Genomic DNA, 23,499 nt, shown 5'->3' on the forward strand with positions numbered 1-23,499 from the left:
TGGAGGAGTAGCGGATTCATCTATTTTTAAACAGGCTCTAAGCCAATTATTATTGAAATAACCTTTCATTTGGCATATAAACCCCATGGAAGCTGAATTACCACCCATTTTTTAAGCACAGGTACTGGAAAATGGGTGCCCAGATACTGGATAATCAAATTTTTTGGTTGATGGATTAGGATGGGGAAAGCTTCTCCCGCAAAAACTTTATCATCAAACAACAATAGAATAATAGCTGCATATATGGGAGATAACCTTGAACATAAGCGGAATTATATTTCAAACACTTGGTGGGTTGGGGCTTTTTATCCTTGGCATGAAAATGATGACCGAAGGATTACAGGCCGCAGCTGGACAGAAAATTCGAGGCATTCTTGAAGCCATTTCATCCAATCGTTTCTTAGGATGTCTCACCGGGGCCGGTGTTACGGCCATGGTTCAATCTTCATCTGCCACCACGGTGATGCTCATCGGTTTTGTCAGCGCCGGTATCATGTCCCTGGAAAATGCCGTGGGGGTGGTCATTGGTGCCAATGTGGGCACCACCATTACAGGACAGATGATCGCCTTTAAATTAACCAAAGTAGCCCTGCCTGCCATTGCCGTGGGTGTGGGGTTAAAATATTTTTCCAAGGAACGGAATTTTCGCCACATCGGGGATGTGGTATTGGGATTCGGTCTTTTGTTTTACGGCATGACCGTGATGAAGCAGGGTCTTGCCCCCATTAAAACAGACCCGCAGTTCATCTCTTTTTTCACCACTTTTTCCACGGACAGCATGCTGGGCATCCTTTTATGCGTTGGCATGGGGGCGCTGCTGACAGTGATGGTGCAATCGTCTTCAGCCACTGTTGGCTTGACCATGACCCTTGCCACATCCGGTCTTTTGGAATTTCCCACAGCCATGGCCCTGGTGCTTGGAGAAAACATCGGTACCACCATTACAGCCCAGCTTGCCACCATTGGCTCAAAAAATATCGAAGCCCATCAGACCGCCAATGCCCATACCGTGTTTAATGTGGCCGGGGTGGGTATTATTCTTTTAATATTTCCCGTCTTTGTCAATACAGTGCAGACCTTGTCTTTGAAAATAGGTGCAGGCCCTGTGGATTTGTTAGTTGATGGAGAGTACGTGAATGCGGCCCGGTATATTGCCAACGGTCACACCCTTTTTAATGTGATCAATGCGGCCATTTTTTTGATAATTTTACCCCGACTGGTGCAGTTGACCATTTTTATCTCTCCCAAGAAAAAGGCTAAAAAGGAAAGATATCAGATACCTGAATTTGACGCTCGTTTTATGGATTCTCCCATTGCTGCCCTGGCAAGGGTCAAAGGCGAAATTATCCGCATGGCAGATTTTGCACATATGGGTCTGAGAAAAACATCCACCTGCCTCAAGGTACGGGATGATGATATTCTGGGTGAGCGGGAGGCCATAGAAGATCATCTGGACTCTTTTCAAAAGGTGATCATTAAATATCTTATCACCATATCCCAGGGAGAAATCAACGCACCGGAATCAAAAGAGATTTCAGAAATGATGCGCATTACCAATAATATTGAACGTCTGGGGGACACCATGGAAAACGTTTCCAGGACCCTTGAAAAAATCTATGACCAGGGATTTCAGTTCAGTGATGCCGCCATTAAAGATCTTGTGGAGATTTCCGATGAGGTGGACCGTTTCATGGGATTTGTCATACGGGAAATGAACGAAAAAACCGAAGGGTTTTACCAAAAAGCCCTGGCCCAGGAAGACCTCATTGACCAAATGCGGGAAAAAATGCGTGAAAAACATATTAAACGCTTACAGGTCAGCAGCTGTTCCGTTGACACCGGAGTGCTGTTTGTGGCACTGATCTCCTATTATGAGAAGATGGGGGATTATTGTTATAACATTGCCACCGGGGTTAATCGGATTTTATAGAACCACCATAGGTGAAGTCTGCCTGACCCAGAATGATGTAAGACTATCCTTTATGTTTCCATAAATTTTTTTATTAATGCTGTACTTTCCCCGGGTTTGTCCTCAAAAAGGTAATGTCCGGCATCATCAAACAGATGCACCGGTACCCGGGGAAACCGCAGTTTCCATTCGTTTAAAAACGAAAGATCAAAAACAAAATCATGGCGCCCCCAAAGAATCATCATGGGGATTTTTTCCAATTGCTGGAGGTTGTCCTCCACCTTTTTGACCAGGGCATAACTTTCATCCCGGGGGGATAGGGGGATATCCTGGACAAATTTCAGGGTGGCAATTCTGTTTTTCCAGGAATCATAGGGAGCGGTTAAGCCTTGTTTTATCTGCTTTGAAAGGGGAAAACGAGGGGCCATGTAAAGAGCCGCCCAAGAGAAAATATTGCCTGCCTGAACCGCAGGAATGGCAAAGGGGGCAAGATACTTTAAAAGCCACAGTCTCAATGGAAATTTTTTTCCCCGGGGCAGAAAAAAGCCGGAGGTGTTTGTGATGACAATGCGGTCCACACGATCCAGGTGATCCAGGGCCCAGGCAAGACCGATCATTCCCCCCCAGTCATGGACAATCAGGGAAATTTTTTCAGTGAGGTTTAATTTATTTATCAGAGTATCAAGATCCTCCACCCGGGATTGAAGGGTGTATTGGTACGCATTGGCATCGGGCTTGTCAGAAAATCCACACCCAATATGATCCGGCACAATGGTGCGGTGATTCGGTGACAACGCTTTTACCAGGTGACGATAGTAAAAAGACCAGGTGGGGTTGCCATGCACCATGAGTACTGGAGGACCGCTGCCCTCATCCAGATAGTAAAGCGCATGGCCCCGGGTATTTACATGCTTGGGCTTAAAGGGATAAAGAGATGCAAACTTTTGGGTGGACAGCACTTTCCCATTGATATTACGTTCCATAATTTTCCTTTATTATCACCATTCAATGCCCATCATAAGGCAATTCAGACCAGATCCAATCCCCATAAATCCCACATAATCACCGGATTTTAAAAATCCCCGTTCATGCGCAATGGCAGCGGTCATGGGCAGGGACACTGTGCCCATGTTTCCCAGATAGGGAAAGGTGGAATAATCTTTTTTCGGATCAATATTCATGATTTTGTGAAACATCTTCTGGTGGGTGGACCCCACTTGATGACAGATGAACTTGTCAGGCATGTTGTTGGGGATATCCATTTCCCGGGTGAAATCTTCAAAGGTTTGTCTGGCCAGGGCAAGGCCGTTTTCCAATACCCCGTGAGCATTGGTACGCATCCGCACCGTGGCATGGGTGGGCATGCCCGATTCATTGAAGGTCCATCGACAAAGATCATGGAATCTATTGTCATGTCTCACCACCCCGCCTTTGAGGGTATGTCTGCTCTCCACATTATTTCCCAGGGTGCCGTCGGTGAGAAGGACGGCAGCAGCACCGGCACCGCCGGTCATGGTGGCAATGGTTTTGCTATAGAACTCAACGGTTTTTTCCCGGTTTATCTCATCAATGGTGGCATCAACAATCTGTCTTGCTGTTTCACAGGAGACCACCAGCCCTGCCCGGATTTGTCCCAGTTCAATGGCATTGGCCACTTCCACCATGCCGGTGATCATGCCAAGACAGGCATTGGAAACATCATAAATATGAGCGGTGTTGCTTATTTTAAGCGCATCGGCAACAGCACAGGCCGTGGCAGGTTCAAATCCATCCCGCCCAACGCCGCAAAACACCAGCGCACCGATATCATCTGGAGAGACATCAGCTGCCGTCAGGGCCTTTTGCCCGGCCTTGGCCGATCCCTGGGCCAGGGTATGGTCCACATCCCAGAATCTTCGCTCTTTTATGCCGGTTAACACCTCCAGTTGCCCCATTTTAAAGCCGGCTGACGTATAAAAGGGCTCAAGGCGTTTTTCTATCTCATCGGTGGTGATGACGTTGGGGGCCAGCTCATAGCCCAGCGCGTCAATATATACCTTGGAATATTTCATCTATTGCTCCAGAAATTTTCAATTTCCCGGCGGGAAAGTCCCACCAGTTTCATTCCCATGTTTTTATATAATACAATCCTGTGATCATCGGAGAACATATGGGCATCTGCCACCACAAAGGGTTCAGGGTCATATCCCATTGTTTTGATTTCTATTTCATATCGTGCTTTGCGGGTTTCCGGGGTGACCGGTCCCCGGCATTTAAGATCGCTTTCCATGCCGGGAATGATATCGTAATGCACATCATCTCCTTGGGAGATCCAGCCCACACGCTGGGTGAAAATTCTAAGGGCATGGGCACAGCACTCATACATCAGGGTGCCGGGCATCACCTTGTCATCCACAAAATGGCAGGTAAGAAACCAGTCATCAGGGTGGATATCTGCTTCGGCAATGATCAGGCCAAGACCAAAACGCCCTCCAGCAGGGTCAAATGAGACAACCCGGTCAATAAGGTGCATGCGCCCCCCGGGCAGGCGTAATTTTTTACCCAGAACAACACCTTCAAATATGGAGCCAAAACAGGCTGCCAGGTCCCCTTGACGCAGGGCTTCCACCTGGGTTTTGGTGTATTGTTCTTTTTGCACCGGCACAGGAATCTGAAAATCACAAATACGGGTATCCTTGGCAATTTCTTCTTTTTTAAGAATAATCCCACCGGAGTTTTCCACCTCCAGGGGGGTGAAAAAACCGGCACATCCGTCCCGCATGGATATGAAAAGGGTGTTATCTATGTAGCCTTTATAATGAAAGAAAAACAGATAGACATCCCCCTGTTTTAAAAATCGATCAATGACAATATGATATTCTATGGTCTCACCGGGTTGGGGCAACGGACGATGAAAGGTGACCCTGGCATCCAGCAGTCGGTATCGTCGATGCCCCTTTACCTTATGATCAATCCCTAAAAAGGAGCAGAGAAAAAGATCTGCCTGGCCCGCTTCAATGGAGATGGACACCGGGGCTTTGCCACCGTCAAGGTACCAGGCATCGGGGTGAACATCGTGCTGGGTGATGATTTTACCCGGCCCCATGGACAACATTTCACCTTCTATGGCCATGATGCGGTCCACCAGCATCAGGGGTTCATCCGGAAGTCTCACCCGTACAGGATAGGTGTCAATGATATTAAATTTTTTCCCCAGTACGGCACCGGCATTTCCCACAGCAAAGGTCAAACAATGGTGCCGGTCAAACAGCGGTTCTTTTCTTTTGGCTGGTGGAATATCTGTTGGTGCATGGATTTGTTCTGTTCTTTTTTCCCGGGATATTTCCACAGAATGATCTGCATTTTTCCGGCCACTTGAATTGTCTTTATCTGGAAAGGGAGAAAAAACATTGTCTTCACAGGTAACATCCATGAAACCTCCCCGGGCCATGGGGTTCGTTTTCACCAGGGTGGAAGCCAGGTGGGTCAGGGTATTGAATTGTGTTTCAAGGGCCTTTGTGTTTTCCTGGGATAGTTCAAGGAATTTCATGTGGGCCTTTTCAGTGGCAGTAATGGATTGTGCAAGGCCGTTACCGGAAAAATTTCCAGAAGCGACGGCATCTGAAGAGTTCCGGGAAAAGGATTGGATGGCACCCTGGGAACGTGAATCTCTTTGGGGTAATGTGGTTCCGGAGTGAAGTTGTTTGTCCCGATTTTGCGGTGCCTTTATCCGTTCATGGGGTAAGGGCAGGGGGATAAATTTATCTGACGGAAAGCCATGGGCCTTTAAAATAATTTTATTTTCAGGAGAAATCGCCGGTGTCGTATTTTTTTCCCCGGCTTTTTTTGCGGTGTCAGCCAGGGCTGTGATTCCCATGGGGGGGGATTTAAGTATCACGTGGCCACAGGCACCGTCCCGGGTGACGCTTGCCACGCAGGCATGCACCGCTTTATTTGTGGGGACATGACTGATCCATGGGGGTGGGGTGACAGGTGAGCGTGGGACCCCGTTTTCCCGGGAAGTGCCATGGCCCATGGATATGATATCTGTTTCCATGCCGGGAGTTAATCCATGGTAAAGGGCAAGGGATGCCTGAACCGTGGAAACAAGTCCGGAAATACCAAAGGTATGGCCCAGGGTATCACAGGAAGCCCCCATGGAGGGCACTTGGGTTCTTTTTTTGGGGGATTGATGCAGCTTTTTTAATATATCCATTTCCATGGAACGGCAGGCGCCACACCCCTGGATCATATGAAATTCAATGTTTGAGAAAGAAAGATTTCCCCGGTCCAGGGTCGTTTTAAGGCTGGTTTCATAGGCTTTTTCCAGGACGGGGCTGGACAAGGATGGGCCTTCGGCGGCCATTTCCCCCCCACAGGTACCACCGGTGGCGGTGATGACACTGTAGATATTGTCCTTATCTGCCATGGCTTTTTCCAGGGACTTCAGCACCACGGCCACGGCCCCTTCGGACCAGGAGGGCTCCTTTGGGGGGCTGTTTTTCAGGTCAGTATTCCGGCAATGATCTTGGGTGGCAAGACACCGGGCAAGCAGTGTTTGTCGCAGATCCCCGGCCATGTCCACGGCCCCGCAAAGAAAAATATCGGTCTCGTTGGCTTCAATGGCATTGATTCCCACTTCCAGGGCCTTTAAACCGGAGTTTGCATCGGCGGACAGGGTAAAGCAGGGGCCGCCCAGCTGAAATTCCCTGGCAATACGACTGGCCACAATGCCCCCCAGGGCCCCCAGTGTTTTGTTGGCTGTAAGGGAGGGGAGGGGCAATGCCCCATGGGATGCATTCGGCTGTGCTTTGCCATGCCGTTGCAGCCAGCCAAGATGGAAATCTGTGGCCCCATGATCAAACTCAATGCCAATGGCCGCACCAAACCGGTTTCTAAGGGCCTGTTTTTTGTTGGGACGGAGGGAAATACCGGCATCTTTCATGGCAGTCATGGCAGCTTTGAGCATCATCAGATGCTGGGAGAGAAGATCCGGGATCTGGTTGGGGGGAATATGGAACTCCCCGGCAAAGGTGTGGATCTCATCCATCCACTGGCCGATTGTGCCGTGGCAAAGGGATTCCGGGATGGGCGTGGTCTTTTTCTGCCCGGGGGATATCATTAACTGTGCCAGGGCATCAATGTCTTCTGCTCCGGGGGTGATCAATGCCATGCCTACGATGGCAACTCCATGGGATTGGGCGTTCTGATTTTTTTTATCGGGGGAGCTGTCCATGGAATGATCGGCATCAATATTGTGCTGCCATGGCGGTACATCCCCGCCATTGCCATGGGGGGCAGATGCGGCCAAGGATCGGGAACGGTCTTGGAGCCTGTTTTTTTTGTCCGTATGGGCAAAGAGAGCGTTGGCAGTATAATAAAAGGCGGGAATCTCTTTTCGGTATTCTTCCACCAGAATATGAGCATTAATGCCGCCAAATCCAAAGGCACTGACGCCCGCCCGTCGGGCCATGGCAATGGATTTATCCCGGGAAAGGGAACAGGGAATCCAGGGCTCAGGATCTGTCTGCACCCGGAAGGGGGTTTGATAAAGCGGGCTGTTTTTCGGGGGGGCCGTGAAGTTCAGTGAGGGGGGAAGTTGTTTTGTTTTCATGGCCATGAGGGTTTTAATAAATCCGGCAGCCCCGGCAGCGGTGAGCAGATGCCCCACCATGGATTTAACCGAACCAATGGCACAGGTAAGGTTATTATCTCCGGTAATACCGGCATTTTCCCACAAGGTCTTCATGGAGTTTAGTTCAACTCCGTCCCCCACCGGTGTGGCAGAGCCGTGACACTCAATGTGCTGCACATCTTTGGGGGACCACCCGGCCTGTTGATAGGCCGCTGCCATGGCCCGGATTTGACCGTCGGAAGAGGGGGCCACAAGGTTGCCGCCAATGTCGTTGGACCACCCCGTGCCGGTGATGACGCCGTGGATGGTGTCTTGGCAGGCCAGGGCATCTGTCATGCGCTTTAAAACCACCATGCCGGTGCCTTCCCCCACCACAAGGCCGTCTGCCTGTTGGTCAAAGGGAGCGCATCGCCCTGAAGGAGAAAGGGCTTTTAACTGGGTAAATCCAACCTGGGTATAGAGAGAATCCGGGCGGGAAACACCGCCGGCGATCATCATGTCTGTCCGGCCCAGGGCAAGCTGATCGCAGGCAAGTTTGATGGCAAAAAGAGAGGATGCACAGGCCGCATCCAAAGTAAAACAACCGCCATGGAGTCCCATGGCCCGTGCCAGAAGTGCTGCCGGTACAGACACCACCCCGGCTGCCAGGGCCTGGGCCCGGGTCAACGCATCCCCACGGTGCTCCATGATCACCTGGCGGGCAATATCCGAGGTGCATTGGGTGGGAAGGGCAATGGCTGCAAGGATCACCCCTGTTTTTGCCTTGATCTGTTCCGGGCAATGGCAATGGGACAAGGCCCGCTGCCCTGCGGAAAGCACCAGGTGATGCAGGGGATCAAGGGCTGATAATAGATCCGGTGACAGGGTAAAGCCATGGGGATCAAAGATGAAATCCGTGATCAATCCCGCCCGTTTTGAGGCAACGGTGTCCGGCCGGTATACGGTGGAATGGGCCTGTTCCGGTGGAATGTCCCATCGACCGGGGGGCACGTCAATGACAGCTTCTTTTTTTGCCATGATATTCCGGCTGAAGGTGTCCACATCTGGGGCTCCGGGGAAAATTCCGGAAATACCCACAACTGCTATTTTTTCTCTATGTAAAGTCATAACCCCAACCATATAATGGAGAAAAAAAGGAAATACAAGTAAGGGTAATTTAATATTAATTTATTTATATCTTAATTTGCATTTTGCCGAATAGTTGTTTGGTTGTTATTTTAATGCTTTATGCGTGTAAAGTATGTTGAAAATGTTTTTGTAAAAAAAATGTAAACTTCAAGGCATGCCAAGGCAGAGCCGCCCTCCGATGGGCAATGGGAACCGGACAATTGAGCTGTCTACAGTTCCGGTCCGGGACCATTGCCGTGGGAGGGACGGCATAATGCAATTAAAATTAAATGTTATTATTTGTCCATCGTGGTTTCTTATTCGTATATTTCAACGGATTTTGTCTTGACGTCTTGATTTTCACGGTGATTCTGTGTAAGTATGTATTTACATTTAAGACGAACGATCAACTCCACAGGATCAGTCACATGAAAGCAATTTTTTCATATCTTAAAGACAAACTTTTTTCCCACAAAAGCATCACCCTGGCACAATGGCAGGAAAAGAGTTTTGTATTTGTTCTTATGTGTATCTGTGTGGTATCCTTGTTTCCGCTGATTAACAGCTGCATCAGAGCTGCCGGAGACGGTTTGTGGGTGAATCTGACCTTGTATGTACTATCATATCTGTTATGCTTTTTTATCACTGTGGCTTGGTATCTCCCGTTTAAACTGCGGGCCTGGATGGGGGTTATGGTGTTATTTGGGCTTGGCTGTCTGGCTATGTTCTCCATTGGTCCCCTGGGCAGTGGACGAATATGGATGTTTTTTGCCTCGGTTTTTGCCACCCTGGTTCTGGGGATAAATTCAGGAATATTTGTTCTAACGCTACAACTGATTGTTCTGCTCTGCTTTACCCATCTTCTTAAAATCAACTTTTCCTTCTGGGCAAACCTTCAAACCTATTCCAGAGATATATGGGTGACCACTTCCATTACTTTCATGTTTTTGAGTATTATTTCGGTTGTGAGCATGGGGCGGTTAATCCGGGGGCTTTCACGTTCCCTTGAACGTTCCCGAAAGACCGGTGAAGAGCTTAAAAAAACTGCCCGACAATTAAATCGGCAGATCCAGGCCCACCGTGGGACCATTGCCACCCTGAAAGAGATGGAAAAGGAGCGCATTAAATACGAAACCCGTATTCAACAGATGCAGAAAATGGAAGCCATCGGCTCCCTTGCCGGGGGAATTGCCCATGATTTTAATAATATACTTTCTCCCATGATCGGGTATTCGGAAATGATCAAGGAAGAACTTGTGGATAAGCCTGAACTCCAGAGTAATCTGGATGAGGTCCTCAAGGCATCTGTCCGGGCCAAAAATCTTGTTGCTCAGATTTTATCTTTCAGTCGCCAGGAATCAGAAATTCGTCAGCCGGTGGCTGTGCAAAAAGTGGCCAGGGAGTGTTTAAATTTACTTCGTTCAACCATTCCCAGAACCATTCACATTGAATCCATCATAGACACACAATGCGACAAGGTATTTGGTGATCCCACAAAACTACACCAGGTGATGATGAATCTTGGCATCAACGCCTACCACGCCATGGAGTTAACCGGAGGAACCCTGTGGGTTATTTTTGAAGAAAGTCTGGTTGAAGAGGGATTTTGTCCCACCCCGGATCTTCCCCCCGGTCGCTATGGGTTACTGGTCTTCCGGGATACAGGGGAGGGCATGGATAAACAGATCCTTGAAAAAATATTTGATCCCCATTTTACCACCAAAAGCAGGGGGAAAGGCTCGGGACTGGGACTTTCCGTGGTGAAATCCATCATTGAAGAGTTCAAAGGAAATATCAGGGTACAAAGTCAAAAGGGCGTGGGTACTGAATTTTGCATCTACTTTCCCCTCATGTCCGGGGAACAGCAAATTCAATTTGTACCCGAGGAGATCCCTATTCCCCGGGGCAATGAACATATTCTTCTGGTGGATGATGAAAAATCCGTTGCCTGCATGGCACATCAGATGTTGGAGCGCCTTGGGTATCATGTGACCATGACAACTGCCGGTGATGATGCCCTGCAGATATTTTCCCGAACACCTTCGGATTTTGATCTTTTGATTACAGATATGACCATGCCGCAAATGACCGGGGTGGAATTATTATCCCGTGCCCGGGCCATTCGGCAGAGTCTGCCGGTTATTTTATGCTCCGGGTTCAGTGATCAGGTCAATACTGAAAAGGCCCGGAAACTAAAATTCAATGCCTATCTGGATAAGCCTTTTTCACTCAGGAAAATTGGGGAAACCATTCGAGAGGTTTTGGATGAATGATCAAGAAGTGCATTGATGCCCTGTACATAATTTTATTCATACAGGGTTTGGGCAGGTGATCAATTGTCATAGATCCAGCAATAGTACTCTGGAATTTCGCTCCATGTTATAATTGTTTTTCCGATGTTCCGGTAAATCTTCCGGGCGGCCCTGGATAAAACCAAATTCAAAGAACCAGTCAGCGGCCCGGGTGGTGAGCAGAAAAAGGGTTTTTATGTTTTTATCACGGGCTTTCTGGATGAGATATTGCATGATCCCCCGACCCACCCCCTTGGATTTATAGGCCGTGTTTACAGCAATGGCACCGATTTCTGCGCACCGTTGCCCCATGTCATAAAGGGCTCCGCATCCATATATGGCATGGTCCACCTCATAGATATAATAGTCGTTTATTTGATTCTTAATATCCAGGTCCGTGCGCATGACCAGATTTCCTTTTTTCACATATCCGTCCATGAGGTGCATTATTTCCGGAACATCATCCTGTGTTGCCCGGCGGATATGGGCATAACGGTTACCATACACCATGGTTCCGCCCCCCACACTGGTGAAAACTTCCTGGAGAAGCCTGCCTTCCTTTCTTCCATCTATGATGTGCACCCTGTTAACCCCGTTGGGACGGGAGATCACAGCCTTTGCATGGGCCAGCAACTCCCGGTCTTCAGGGCTTAAAACAGTGTGATTATTGCTCAGAATAAAATCCACATGGGAAAGATCAATGTTGGAGAGAATTTTTCCGTTGGGATGCACCTGGGCCCCCGGTGGAATGAGCAATCCCTTTGTTGTCAACGCATCCTGGGATCGGATGAAAAAAAGCTTTTCTATGTTCAGATCCAGACACAGTTGCCGGGTGATCTGGTTGGAGTTAAGATTGTAGCAGTCCCCTTTGGCGTTCAGGCCGATGTTGTACAATACCGGAATAAATTCCTGGGCCAGCAATTTATGAACAATGTCTGACCTGACTTTTTCAACCTGGCCGGTCCACTGGAAATCAATGCCTTTTCGAACCCCCAGAGAACGGGCCTTGGTCCAGTTGCCCATGATCCCGTTGGCACCGCCTGCGGCAAGGTGGGAGATAATGGTTTGCACCACCTCCATGGCAGCAAGTTTGATGTGGGGAAGAACGCTATCCGGGGTGATGCGTATGCCTTTGACAAAGGTGCTTTTAATTCCGGCAGCAGTAAGATTTCTGGCAATGGTGGTCCGGGTACCGGTGACAATAATCAATTGGACACCGATGTTATGAAGCTGGATAATATCCTTCATCAGCAAAGGAAATAAGGGGTTACCAATGAGGCTGTCTTCAATTTTAAGGACAAAAATTTTCCCCCTGTATCGGCTGATATAATCAAAGACCTCCCGTATGGTATTGACGCTGGCTCTGTTTGCATAACGCTGGGGAAGTTCGGTTTTTGATTTTGTCATGGTTTTACCGTTATGGGTTTTTGTTTAATGATCGTATTTTAAGTAAAATTTCATGGTATTCATCTTCAAGCGCTAAAAGATCCATCATCACCGCCGGTTTGGTGGAATGGGCCGGCAGTCGTTTTTTTGTTTCTGAGATGGCCTTTTTCAGCTCCCGGAGGCGAAGGGTTAAGGTTTTTATATTTTCCATGTCGTCCGTTTCTGTCATCTGTTCCCTCCGGTAAACTGTCCAGCCTGAACAATGTATTAACGATTTTTGCATATTTCGGTCAGGCTATCGGCGACTGAAAATAGAAGCAAGCCGGTATATTTTTTGACACAAATAGCCTTAAATGAGATTTGCGTTTTAAAATCCAATGGGACTTTTAACCACCTTTTTATCATAGCTTTTCTTATTTCGATAGAGGATGCCATAAAATAATTTTGATATTTATGTAAAAATCTCCCCCGGCTGTTAAGGAATCTGTTTAAGGCAATGGACTTGATAATTCTGCAAATTATTAGTAAACTTCATCACTGTTGAAATAATCTGCCGGACTGGGTTACAAGTCAAAAATCGGCCCTGACCTGCTGCATACGTTTTTGCCTTTTATGTAAAATCTAACTCAACTTTCGGGCTTCATTTCAAAGCCGGCATTTTTAAATGTACCGATGGGGTCAGTGTGCCGACGGGGTCAGGCTTTTGTTATTGATGTTATCGACCAAGGCCTTTGCCAACGAAAAAAGCCTCGATAATGTCAATAACGAAAGCCTGACCCCACACGAAATGCGAACACCGAAAGTTGAGTAAAATCTAACTTAGGAGAAAATTTTAAAATGGCTTCAAAAAAATCAGGGACCATTGCCGTTTCAGACATGATCCGCAGCCAACGGGAACGTGAAAAAAGCTATCGGGAACGGGCCCTTAAAATGTTTCCCTGGATATGTACTCACTGTTGCCGCGAATTCAACGGCAAAAATCTTAAAGAGCTCACCGTACATCACAAAGACCATAACCATGATAACAATCCACCTGACGGAAGCAACTGGGAGTTACTCTGCATTTACTGCCATGAAAATGAGCATTCCCGGGATCTGGTTGCCGATGCCTATGATTCCACGCCATCCACGGACAGAGATACAGAACCGGATAACGATTTTTCAGATAACCCCTTTGCCGGGCTTGCAGATCTGTTAAAGGATAAAAAATAAATTCCATAAAATTTTGTTGGCATTATTCATCCCTGCATTAAATTTTCAGGGTAATCTTACCATTTCCCGGGACAACTTAATCGAAAGGTGTAAACTTCTTTTGGGAGCATATGATGGATGCCGAAATTTTTAATTCTTGGTTTCCTTTATGTTGTTTGTTAAAAGGGGGCACGTTTTTAAAGATAGCCCATAATTCGGGAATGAAAGAGCCAGGTTGTTTAATTGTCTCAACTTTCGGGCTTCATTTCAAAGCTGGCATTTTTAAATGTACCGACGGGGTCAGGCTTTTGTTATTGATGTTATGGACCAAGGCCTTTGCCAACGAAAAAAGCCTCGATAATGTCAATAACGAAAGCCTGACCCCACCACGAAATGCGAACACCGAAAGTTGAGTTAATTGTTTTAAGGAGTCATAAAAGAAAATGCCCAATGCGTGTGATTTGAAAAAAGGCCATGTGGTGGAAATCAACAATGAACCCTATGTGGTAAAAGATATCACTGTGAAATCCCCAACGGCAAGGGGGGCTGCCACCCTCTACAAAGTCAGATTCAGTAATGTAAAAACCCGGCAGAAATACGAAGATACCTTTAAGGGAAATGACATGCTCATTGATGTGGATCTTCTAAAACGGTCGGTGCAATATCTCTATCCCGATGGAAATCTCCATGTGTTCATGGACAAAGAAGACTATACCCAGTATATGATCTCCACCGAAGACATGGAAGATGAACTGGTGTGGATCTCCGATGAGATGGAAGGGCTTTTGGCCACCATCATTGATGAAAACATGGTTTGCCTTGAAATACCCAAATCCCTTGTCTTTGAGGTCACAGAAACGGCCCCGGGAATGAGGGGAGCCAGTGCAACGGCAAGGACCAAACCTGCCACCTTGTCCAACGGCGTTGAAATCCAGGTCCCGGAATACCTTGAACCCGGAGAAATGGTGAAGGTGAATACTGAAACCAGAAAGTTCATGTCCAAGGCATAACCCCGGCAGGGGACGTACTTCAAACTTTTTTATGTTAAAAAACCGCCACACGGACCCATATTGCATTGGGGCCGTGGTGGCGGTTTTTAAATCATACAGGAATTAAAATGAATGAAGAAAGATTGATGGACATTGAAATGAAAATTGCATTTCAGGAAAAAACCATCAAAGAGCTCAATGAGGTGATTTACGAACAACAACAGGAAATTGAACGCCTTGGTGCTATTTGTGAGCTTGTGCTAAAACGCACCCGGGAGTTTTCAAATTTTGTTCCAGGCAGTGACGGCCCGGCAGATGAGAAACCACCCCATTATTAAATCAGGCCGCTTTTTGCATCAAGGACTCCCGGGTTTTGGCAACTTCTGTGCTTTTGAGATACTCTTCAAAGGTCATGAACCGATCAATGACCCCGCCGGGGGTGATTTCAATGATGCGGTTGGCCACGGTGTTGACAAATTCCTGGTCATGGGAGGTGAAAAGAATTACCTCTTTGAATTTTACCAGACTGTTATTTAAGGCGGTGATGGATTCCAGATCCAGGTGATTGGTGGGTTCATCCAGCATTAAAACATTGGACTCGGCAAGCATCATCCGTGACAGCATGCACCGCACTTTTTCCCCCCCGGACAGGACGTTTATTTTTTTGGTGGCTTCTTCACCGGAAAAAAGCATGCGGCCAAGAAAGGTTCGGGCAAAGCTTTCCCCCTCCTGGGGCGGGGCAAATTGCAGCAGCCATTGAATGAGGTTACAGTCTCCTTTGAAATAGGCGCTGTGTTCCTTGGGAAAGTGGGAGTGGGATATGGTAACCCCCCAGCGAAAACTGCCGCTGTCCGGTTCCATTTCTCCTGCCAGAATCTGGAATAAAGTGGTTTTGGCCACACTGTTGCCACCCATGAATGCGATTTTATCCCCGCCGTTCACAGTGAAACTTACATTATTGAGCACCTTTTCGCCCTCAATGGTCTTGGACAGGCCTTCCACTTCCAGAATCACATTGCCGCAAGGGCGTTCCGGTGCAAAAGAGATAAAAGGGTATTTCCGGGAGGAGACAGGCATATCTTCAATGGTGAGTTTTTCCAGCAGTTTTTTCCGGGAGGTGGCCTGCTTGGATTTGGAGGCATTGGAACTAAAACGCTGGATAAAGGATTTCAGTTCATTGGCCCTGTGGGTCACCTTTTTATTTTCCGCCTGTTTTTGCTTCAGGTTCAGCTGGCTTGCCTGGTACCAGAAATCATAATTACCCACATATATGGAAATTTTTCCAAAATCAATGTCTGCAATGTGGGTGCACACCTGGTTCATGAAATGGCGATCATGGGACACCACAATCACCGTGTTTTGAAACCGATAAAGAAAATCCTCCAGCCAGGCAATGGATTTAATGTCCAGGTTGTTGGTGGGCTCATCCAACAACAGCACATCAGGGTTACCAAACAGGGCCTGGGCAAGAAGCACCCGCACCTTTTCGCCACCTTCAAGCTCTTTCATTTTTTTCTGGTGCAGGCCCTCGGGGATGTCCAGATTATTTAACAATACGGCTGCTTCAGGTTCGGCATCGTAGCCGTCCATTTCAGCAAATTCCACCTCAAGCTCCCCGGATCGGATGCCGTCTTCTTCGGAAAAATCCGGTTTGGCATACAAAGCATCCCTTTCAGCCATGATGGTGTACAGCTTTTTGTGGCCCATGATCACGGTGTTTAAAACGGTTTCTTCATCAAAGGCAAAGTGATCCTGGCGTAATACGGCAATGCGTTCCCTGGAGCCCACAGATACCGTTCCGGAATCAGATTCAATGTCCCCTGCAAGAATTTTTAAAAAGGTGGATTTCCCCGCCCCATTGGCTCCGATGAGCCCATAGCAGTTTCCCGGGGCAAATTTTATATTAACGTCTTTGAACAGAACCCGTTTGCCGTAGGCCAGGGAGACGTCGGTTGTGCAGATCATGTGTGTTTATCCTTATTTTTTATACCAGACATTGGTTTTTATGTTTTGTTGTGGACATACCAAAGTCAAAATAATTAGTCTGGGTTGTTATGACGGGTACCAAAATAGGAAACCACGGAATTTTTATCCCGTGGTTTTTTACGAAATCAGCCATATAGCATATTTATGGACAAAAACCGAATTGTTTTTTAAAATCGTTTAATGGCGTTTTGTATCTGAAACTCACCCATGGTGACGGTTTCTCGATGTTTAAACAATTCAATAATTGCCTGATCCATTGTATATCCAGTGTCCAGGTAGGATAAATGACCGGAGATATCTGGATAACCGTCACCACCTGTGGCAATGAAATTATTCAGGGCCACGCTGTACTGACTGTCATCTGCCACTGTTTTTCCATTCACTGAAATTTTTATCAGTTTTCCTTTCTTAAGGGTTGCGCAAAGGCCCCAGGTCTGGGCAAAACTGCCATGCCCTGCCGGAAGGGAGAGCACCTTTTCAAGATATGTTTTTAATTCACGCCCTGTGAGGGTCACCTGGCTGATGGTATTGCCAAAGGGATTTATTTTAATGAGGTCCCGGAAGGTAACAGGTCCTTTGGGCAGGCTGTCCCTGATGCCGCCGCTGTTCTGAATACCCATGCTGCAACCGGTAATGGATGCCATGGCACAGGCCACCAGATTGCCAAGGTTGGTTTCCTGGGTTCGGATTACATCCCGATTGCCTTCAAAATATCCGTCCACAGTACCGATTTGCTGTTGTAACTGTTTTTCCACCTTTGCCGCATAGGGAGCAAGAAGCGCTGTCATTTCCGGATGGGGGGAAATTTTTAAAGGGGATGATTGCCCGGCCCGGGTCTGGTCCATGGCGGTGGATTGTAATTCTTTTATTTCAAGATTTATGGGAATGAGTTGGTAATTTTTTAATAAAATGCCTGTTTCCCGGGAGTACTCCAGATCTGTGCGGGAGATGTATTTCCCCCACTCCCCGGCCTGGACAATGAGTGTGTTGTTTATTTTATAAGGAGATGTCAATAGCTCGTGGGTGTGCCCCCCTGCAATGAAATCTATGCCCTCAATTCGGCGGGCAAGGGTGACATCTCCCGGGGCATCAATGCCGTGGTTTCCATCTTTGTAATACCCCATGTGGGTGACGGCGATGATCATGTCACTTTCCTGCTTCAAGGTTGGCATGAGTGTTTGAATCACTTTTTCCGGTTCCTTAAATACCAGGCCTGTCACATTTTCACCACTGGTGCGCATGGGTGTATCTGTGGTGGTTAATCCCACAATGGCCACGCGCAGGGCACCTGCCTTTTTAATGATATAGGGCACAAATGCAGGCTGTTGTGTTTTTTCCCAAAAAATATTGGCAGATAAAAAGGGAAAATCAGCCCATTGAATTTGTTGTTTCAGCACCTCAAGCCCTTTGTCAAATTCGTGATTGCCCACGGCCATGGCCGTATATCCCATGAGATTCATGGCTTTTATGTCGGGCTCTGCCTTTAAAAAATCTGATTCCGGTGTGCCTGTGTTGACGTCTCCGCCTGAAAGCAATAAGAGATGGCCGCCACTTTCCCGGACCTCCTGTCGTATTTTTTCCACCAAGGTCATCCTTGCAGCCATACCATATTCACCCTTACGGTTGGCCATAAAATGTCCATGGTGATCATTGGTGGTTAATATGGTGAGTTTCTCAGCACCAAATACTGCTGCATGTGCTGATATCACAAGGACAAAAACAATGGTGATCATTGATATGAATTTACGAATTGACAAAATAACCTCCTTTAAACAGGCTTTTATTCATCTCCGCCGGAAATCCGGTGCCGGGATTATTCAAAATAATATTTTACTGTGCATTCCACTGTTGCACCTGCCAATGAGCAAACCTAAAAAATGGGAATGTCCCATACCTCATCCCCGTGTAAAAACCCATTCATGGGTGCTGGAAAGATCCGGATTGAAACAATATCCATTGTCGGTGAATTTTTTTAAATTTTCTGTTTGTTCAATGCGGTTTTTTATGATGAAATTCACCATTAATCCCCGGGCACGTTTGGCGTGGATGCCGATGACTTTAAAGTTGTCACCTTTTTTTTCTTTAAACAACACCGTTAAAATCGGTATCTTAAACGCTTTGGGTTGAATGGCCTTGAAATACTCCTGGGATGCCAGATTTACCAGCACCTGTTCTCCACGGGATTGATCCATTTCCCGGGTGAGCTGTTCAGTGATACGGTTTTTCCAGAATGCATATAAATTTTTTCCCCACTCTCCGGACAAACGGGTTCCCATTTCCAGGCGGTAGGGCTGAATAAGATCCAGGGGACGTAACAGCCCATAAAATCCCGATAAAATGCGCAGATGTTCCTGGGCAAAATCAAGATCGTCATCACAGTATTGTTCCAGCTCAATGCCCCGGTAAACATCACCTTTAAATGCCAACAGGGCCTGGCGGGCATTTTCCGGGTTAAAGGGCATGTGAAATGTTTGATAACGCTGATGGTTAAGGGCTGATAATTTGGGACTGATTTTCATCAGACTTTCCAGATTCTTCTGGGAAAGGGTCTTCATATGGTCTGCCAATACCTGGGTGTGGGGCAATAGAGCAGGCATGGTGTAACGCGGGTGGGGGATGCATTGGAAATCCAGGGTTTTGGATGGGGAAATAACACTTATCATGGCAACTCTCTTTTTTTGATCTGTTTTTAAAGGTTTTTGGCATCTTTCATTTTTACTTTATATTTTCGCAGGGGGAATACCCATTTCCCGGTGATCGTTTTTAAAGATTTGGTCATAAGCTGGGCCACTATACGGGGAATAAAATTTTATTCATTTCAAGATACTGTAATGATTGGGCTTGATTGTTAGCACTAAACTTTTACAATAAAATGGCCGACTTTATGACCAAACCCATTTTTAAAAAATGTAATATAGTATAAAAAGCAAAAAATAGAAACTGGCAGAGCCAATCAGAATATGGTACCAGATACATATGACAAATTCACTTCCCATTGATGAAATACTATCTCAAATCAGCACCACCCTGATCCATCACAATACATTGGTGATCCAGGCCCCCCCGGGGGCCGGCAAAACCACCCAGGTTCCCCTGGCCCTTTTGGATGCTCCCTGGCTGGGGCACCGGAATATAATCATGCTGGAACCCCGCAGGGTGGCAGTAAGGTCAGCGGCCCGTTACATGGCCTCCCGTCTGGGACAGGCTGTGGGAGAGCGCGTTGGATATCAAATTCGCATGGAGCGTAAAATATCCAAGGCAACCCGCATTGAAGTGGTCACCGAAGGAATTTTAACGGCACGGCTTCAGTCCGACCCTTCCCTGGAGACAGTGGGGGCTGTGATATTTGATGAATTCCATGAACGAAATTTAAACAGTGACCTTGGCCTTGCCCTGTGTCTGGAAATTCAGGAGGCCCTGCGGGAGGATTTAAAAATAGTGGTGATGTCCGCCACCCTGGATTCACAATCGGTGTCAACCATGATGGACAATGCCTCCATCCTTATCTCCCGGGGAAAATCCTGGCCGGTGAAAACCCATTATGTGGACCCGACCCAGTTTTTATCCAAAGCCCGGGGCAATTTCACCGGAGGGGTTAAATACCGGCAGCACCAGGAAACAACAGCCCTGGAAAAAGCGTGTGCAGCGGCCCTCAGGCAGGCCCTGACCCGGGAACAAGGGGACATTCTGGTGTTTTTACCGGGAATGCGTGAAATTCGAAACATGGAAAAACGCATTAAAACAGATCTTTCAGATATCCTCACCCCTGCCATGGAAGTGCTTCCCCTCCATGGCAGCCTTCCTCCCCAGGCCCAGGACCGTGCCATTTTAAAACATCCCATGGGACACCGAAAAATAGTCCTGGCCACGGCCATTGCCGAAACCTCCATCACCATGGAAGGGGTCACCATTGTCATTGATATGGGATTGATGCGTATATCCCGGTTTTATCCGGGCAGGGGCATGGACCGTTTGGAAACCGTGGTGGCCCCCATCTCCTCTGTGGATCAGCGACGGGGAAGGGCAGGGCGCACGGCTCCGGGGGTCTGTTTTCGGTTGTGGTCCCGGGCAAACCATGCTTTGCGTCCCCCTTTTCCCGCCCCGGAGATTACCCAGACAGACCTTGCAGACACGGTGCTGCAGCTGGGCCTGTGGGGGGTGAAAAAACCGTCACAATTAAAATGGCTGGACCTTCCCCCGGAAAGCACCTTTTCCCAGGCAAGGGATCTGTTGATTGAACTTGGGGCACTGGATGAAAACCATGGTATTACCCAACATGGTAAAAACTTGGCCCGGCTTGGCATTCATCCCCGTCTGGGGCATATGATCTGCCGGGCAAAGGCCATGGGAGACGCCCTGACGGCCTGTTACATGGCAGCATTGCTCCAGGAGCGCGATATTATCAGTTTTAAACATGGTCCCAGGGATGTGGATATCACCCTTCGCCTGGAACTTGTTTATGCCCGTGCCAAGCATGGCAATGTCCAGTGTGGTGGCAGAAACAATATGTCCAATCATTCCGGTGGGGATCGCCACCACTCCCATGGCATTGGCAAAGACAATAAAAATCCCCCTGCATGGGAAAAAAATAATGGTATTATCATCAACGGCAAAGCCGTGGATCAGGTCATTCGAACGGCCCGCCATCTGGCCCGGAAAATAAAATTTTCAGACAATCAGGACACAAAAAAACCTTTTTTAAACTTTAAACGGGCCGGTTCATTGCTTTCCTTTGCCTTTCCGGAACGCATTGCCATGGCAAGACCCGGGCAGCGCGGTTTTTTTCTAATGGCCTCCGGTGCCGGGGTAAGAGTGCACAGGGAAGCCCCCCTGGCAGGGGCACCCTTTATTGTTGCAGCCCAGCTGGACGGCCAGGGAAACAATGCCCTTGTTTTTCTGGGAGCTCCCCATGATGCCGCCTGTGTGAAAAGGGATTTTAAGGACAAAATCATTGAACAGGAGATCGTCACCTGGGATGATACAACTAAATCCGTCCGGGCCCGGAAAGAGAAAAAATACGGGGCATTGCAGCTTTCCTCATCTGTTCTTAAAAAGGTGGATGAACACAAAACAGCCATGGCCATGCTGGAAGGTATTCGATGCCAAGGGCTTTCCATCCTTCCCTGGACAAAACAGCTGAAAACCTGGCAAGCCAGGGTATGTTTTCTTGTGTCCACAGGCGGATATCCCGATTTCCCTGCACTGGATGATGCTTTTCTTCTACAAAACTTAGAATCATGGCTGTTACCCTTTCTTTCCGGCATCTCCTCGGCCGGGGCTTTAAAACGGCTTAATCTGGCCGCGGCCCTGAAATCGCCATTTACCTGGGCACAACAGCAGCAAATCCACAAGGATGCCCCCACACACATTGTTGTGCCCAGCGGCTCCCGCATTCCCCTGGTGTATGCTGATCCCTGTATCTCCCCGGCAAACATAGACATGCCGTTGCGGTTACCGGAAAAAGATCAACACTCACAATCACCACATCATAAAAAACAAGAAACATTGAGAAAAAAAGAGAAGCTCCCCGGTCCGGTTTTGCCGGTGAGACTCCAGGAGATGTTTGGAAGCCTTGATACCCCCACCGTTGCCCGGGGATCAGTGCCGGTGACCCTTCATCTGCTTTCTCCGGCCGGTCGACCGGTGCAGATTACCCGGGACTTGAAAAGTTTCTGGGAAAACACCTACATTGATGTAAAAAAAGATCTAAAGGGGCGCTATCCCCGCCATTACTGGCCGGATAATCCCCTGGAAGCACAAGCCACCGGACGGGCAAAATCCAAAAATCCCAAGGAGGCAAGATGACATCGGAAATACCCTGGAAAATAGTGGTGATGGATGATGAACCGGATATCCTGGATGTGGTTTCCATTGTGCTTGAAGATCAGGGCTATGATGTTAAAACAGCGGCCAATGGTCGTGAGGGCCTTGATCTATGCACCGGGATACATCCCCAGATCGTTCTCACCGATGTGAGAATGCCGGAAATGGATGGACTTGAAGTGCTTGCACATTTAAAGGAAAAATTTGAGGACATTGAAGTCATTGTCATGACCGCCTTTGGGGAACTTGAATATGCCGTTAAAGCCCTGCACCTGGATGCCTCGGATTTCATCACAAAACCCGTTGACGGTGTGGCACTTGAGCTTGCCCTAAATCGGGCCAGGGAACGATATATCTCCAGAAAAAAATTAAAAGAGTACACCGCCTTTCTGGAGCAGGCCAATATCACCCAGGCAAAACTGCTCCATCGGGATAAAATGATTTCCCTTGGCAGACTGTCCGCCGGGGTGGTCCATGAGATCAATAACCCCCTGGCCGGTATTTTAAACTATGCCCGGTTGATGAACCGCATTCTTGGAAAGGGAGCACTGACCAAGGAGCGCCAGGAAAAATTTTCCCGATATCTCGCCCTCATGGAATCAGAATCCCAGCGCATTTCCCAGATCGTTTCCAGTCTTTTGACCTTTTCAAGAAAAACTGAACCCACCAGGGAAGCCGTTTTTGTCACCCGCCTCATTGATAAATGCATTTTGCTCAGCCAACATCGCATGCGTCTTGCCAATATTGCGCTACACCGGGATATTTCCGGGGACATTCCCCCAATAAAGGCAGATCCCCACCAGATCCAGCAATGCCTCATTAATCTTATTTTCAATGCAATGGATGCCATGGATAACGGTGGAGCAATGGAGATCAGTGCCGGGTATGATGCCGTGAATAAAAGCGTATTCATTAAAGTTAAAGACTCAGGGCACGGCATCACACCGGAAAACAGACAGCGAATATTTGAACCTTTTTTCACCACTAAAAATGAGGGTTATGGGGTGGGATTGGGATTGGCTATTTTGTTTGGCATCATGGAGGCCCACAACGGAAGCGTGGGGGTGGAGTCAACCCCGGGAAAAGGCACCACATTTACCCTTCATTTACCGGCTATGCCCTGAAAACAAGCATAATTAGGGTTTCACTTTTCGGTATGGGCCGGTCAAATCCCAATATGATCTGCCCGTGGCAGTTTTATGA

At 47.8% G+C, this 23,499-nt stretch carries 16 protein-coding genes; 8 read left to right on the top strand and 8 right to left on the bottom strand.

Translation table 11 applies throughout. From position 1 onward, the window contains the following. Window positions 1-256: 256 nt before the first annotated feature. Window positions 257-1,930 carry a Na/Pi cotransporter family protein gene (locus tag B9A32_RS05970; RefSeq protein WP_084067487.1) on the top strand — a complete coding sequence of 558 codons (1,674 nt, stop codon included), beginning with the start codon at window positions 257-259 and terminating at the stop codon, window positions 1,928-1,930. Window positions 1,931-1,980: 50 nt separating this feature from the next. Here the strand turns inward: B9A32_RS05970 and B9A32_RS05975 are convergent, their stop codons facing one another. The 3 genes from B9A32_RS05975 to B9A32_RS05985 are packed head-to-tail and all read right to left on the bottom strand — an operon-like array spanning window position 1,981 to window position 8,630. Beyond that, the gene (locus tag B9A32_RS05975) at window positions 1,981-2,892 is read right to left on the bottom strand and encodes an alpha/beta fold hydrolase (RefSeq protein WP_232367064.1); all 912 of its coding nucleotides are present in this window, start codon (window positions 2,890-2,892) and stop codon (window positions 1,981-1,983) included. A 15-nt stretch (window positions 2,893-2,907) separates the two neighbouring features. Then, on the bottom strand, window positions 2,908-3,960 hold the full coding sequence (locus B9A32_RS05980; protein ID WP_084067489.1) for a 3-oxoacyl-ACP synthase III: 1,053 nt from the start codon (window positions 3,958-3,960) through the stop codon (window positions 2,908-2,910). Further along, window positions 3,957-8,630 (bottom strand): beta-ketoacyl synthase N-terminal-like domain-containing protein, encoded by a 4,674-nt coding sequence (locus B9A32_RS05985; protein ID WP_170923721.1) that lies wholly within the window; start codon window positions 8,628-8,630, stop codon window positions 3,957-3,959. Before B9A32_RS05985 ends, B9A32_RS05980 begins: the two co-directional genes overlap by 4 nt. 428 nt (window positions 8,631-9,058) lie before the next feature. Here B9A32_RS05985 and B9A32_RS05990 point away from each other — a divergent pair, with 428 nt between their 5' ends. Then, window positions 9,059-10,903: a hybrid sensor histidine kinase/response regulator gene (locus B9A32_RS05990; RefSeq protein WP_170923722.1), complete on the top strand. Its 1,845-nt coding sequence runs from the start codon at window positions 9,059-9,061 to the stop codon at window positions 10,901-10,903. Window positions 10,904-10,969: 66 nt separating this feature from the next. Here the strand turns inward: B9A32_RS05990 and argA are convergent, their stop codons facing one another. Next, window positions 10,970-12,328, bottom strand: coding sequence for an amino-acid N-acetyltransferase (gene argA, locus B9A32_RS05995; protein WP_084067492.1), 1,359 nt, complete (start codon window positions 12,326-12,328; stop codon window positions 10,970-10,972). A 10-nt stretch (window positions 12,329-12,338) separates the two neighbouring features. Further along, a complete protein-coding gene (locus B9A32_RS06000; RefSeq protein ID WP_084067493.1) occupies window positions 12,339-12,536 on the bottom strand; it encodes a hypothetical protein in 198 nt (65 codons plus the stop codon). A gap of 608 nt (window positions 12,537-13,144) precedes the next feature. Between B9A32_RS06000 and B9A32_RS06005 the strand changes: the two genes are divergently transcribed. From B9A32_RS06005 to B9A32_RS06020, 4 genes are all read left to right on the top strand, one after another. Beyond that, window positions 13,145-13,519, top strand: a complete 375-nt coding sequence (locus B9A32_RS06005; protein WP_084067494.1) for a YajD family HNH nuclease — start codon at window positions 13,145-13,147, stop codon at window positions 13,517-13,519. A gap of 110 nt (window positions 13,520-13,629) precedes the next feature. Continuing rightward, a complete protein-coding gene (locus tag B9A32_RS06010; protein WP_084067495.1) occupies window positions 13,630-13,911 on the top strand; it encodes a hypothetical protein in 282 nt (93 codons plus the stop codon). 30 nt (window positions 13,912-13,941) lie between these two features. Next, the gene (gene efpL, locus B9A32_RS06015) at window positions 13,942-14,508 is read left to right on the top strand and encodes an elongation factor P-like protein EfpL (protein ID WP_084067496.1); all 567 of its coding nucleotides are present in this window, start codon (window positions 13,942-13,944) and stop codon (window positions 14,506-14,508) included. A gap of 107 nt (window positions 14,509-14,615) precedes the next feature. Beyond that, a complete protein-coding gene (locus B9A32_RS06020; protein WP_084067497.1) occupies window positions 14,616-14,825 on the top strand; it encodes a SlyX family protein in 210 nt (69 codons plus the stop codon). Between the two features lies 1 nt (window position 14,826). Here the strand turns inward: B9A32_RS06020 and B9A32_RS06025 are convergent, their stop codons facing one another. From B9A32_RS06025 to yaaA, 3 genes are all read right to left on the bottom strand, one after another. Continuing rightward, the gene (locus B9A32_RS06025) at window positions 14,827-16,452 is read right to left on the bottom strand and encodes an ABC-F family ATP-binding cassette domain-containing protein (protein WP_084067498.1); all 1,626 of its coding nucleotides are present in this window, start codon (window positions 16,450-16,452) and stop codon (window positions 14,827-14,829) included. Window positions 16,453-16,640: 188 nt separating this feature from the next. Continuing rightward, window positions 16,641-18,230, bottom strand: coding sequence for a 5'-nucleotidase C-terminal domain-containing protein (locus tag B9A32_RS06030; RefSeq protein ID WP_139795730.1), 1,590 nt, complete (start codon window positions 18,228-18,230; stop codon window positions 16,641-16,643). A 138-nt stretch (window positions 18,231-18,368) separates the two neighbouring features. Then, a complete protein-coding gene (yaaA, locus tag B9A32_RS06035; RefSeq protein WP_084067500.1) occupies window positions 18,369-19,136 on the bottom strand; it encodes a peroxide stress protein YaaA in 768 nt (255 codons plus the stop codon). 313 nt (window positions 19,137-19,449) lie between these two features. Here yaaA and hrpB point away from each other — a divergent pair, with 313 nt between their 5' ends. Together hrpB and B9A32_RS06045 are read left to right on the top strand one after the other, a co-directional pair. Further along, window positions 19,450-22,278, top strand: coding sequence for an ATP-dependent helicase HrpB (gene hrpB / locus B9A32_RS06040; protein ID WP_084067501.1), 2,829 nt, complete (start codon window positions 19,450-19,452; stop codon window positions 22,276-22,278). Next, a complete protein-coding gene (locus B9A32_RS06045) occupies window positions 22,275-23,420 on the top strand; it encodes a response regulator (RefSeq protein ID WP_084067502.1) in 1,146 nt (381 codons plus the stop codon). The genes hrpB and B9A32_RS06045 overlap by 4 nt, the downstream gene beginning before the upstream one ends. Window positions 23,421-23,499 lie beyond the last annotated feature (79 nt).

The organism is Desulfocicer vacuolatum DSM 3385 (genome assembly GCF_900176365.1).
Lineage (GTDB): Bacteria > Desulfobacterota > Desulfobacteria > Desulfobacterales > Desulfobacteraceae > Desulfocicer > Desulfocicer vacuolatum.

Coding starts and splice junctions, on each gene's coding strand:
- B9A32_RS05975 (WP_232367064.1), bottom strand. CDS start 2,892: ATGGAACGTAATATCAATGGGAAAGTGCTGTCCACCCAAAAGTTTGCA.
- B9A32_RS05980 (WP_084067489.1), bottom strand. CDS start 3,960: ATGAAATATTCCAAGGTATATATTGACGCGCTGGGCTATGAGCTGGCC.
- B9A32_RS05985 (WP_170923721.1), bottom strand. CDS start 8,630: ATGACTTTACATAGAGAAAAAATAGCAGTTGTGGGTATTTCCGGAATT.
- B9A32_RS05990 (WP_170923722.1), top strand. CDS start 9,059: ATGAAAGCAATTTTTTCATATCTTAAAGACAAACTTTTTTCCCACAAA.
- argA (WP_084067492.1), bottom strand. CDS start 12,328: ATGACAAAATCAAAAACCGAACTTCCCCAGCGTTATGCAAACAGAGCC.
- B9A32_RS06000 (WP_084067493.1), bottom strand. CDS start 12,536: ATGACAGAAACGGACGACATGGAAAATATAAAAACCTTAACCCTTCGC.
- B9A32_RS06005 (WP_084067494.1), top strand. CDS start 13,145: ATGGCTTCAAAAAAATCAGGGACCATTGCCGTTTCAGACATGATCCGC.
- B9A32_RS06010 (WP_084067495.1), top strand. CDS start 13,630: ATGATGGATGCCGAAATTTTTAATTCTTGGTTTCCTTTATGTTGTTTG.
- efpL (WP_084067496.1), top strand. CDS start 13,942: ATGCCCAATGCGTGTGATTTGAAAAAAGGCCATGTGGTGGAAATCAAC.
- B9A32_RS06020 (WP_084067497.1), top strand. CDS start 14,616: ATGAATGAAGAAAGATTGATGGACATTGAAATGAAAATTGCATTTCAG.
- B9A32_RS06025 (WP_084067498.1), bottom strand. CDS start 16,452: ATGATCTGCACAACCGACGTCTCCCTGGCCTACGGCAAACGGGTTCTG.
- yaaA (WP_084067500.1), bottom strand. CDS start 19,136: ATGATAAGTGTTATTTCCCCATCCAAAACCCTGGATTTCCAATGCATC.
- hrpB (WP_084067501.1), top strand. CDS start 19,450: ATGACAAATTCACTTCCCATTGATGAAATACTATCTCAAATCAGCACC.
- B9A32_RS06045 (WP_084067502.1), top strand. CDS start 22,275: ATGACATCGGAAATACCCTGGAAAATAGTGGTGATGGATGATGAACCG.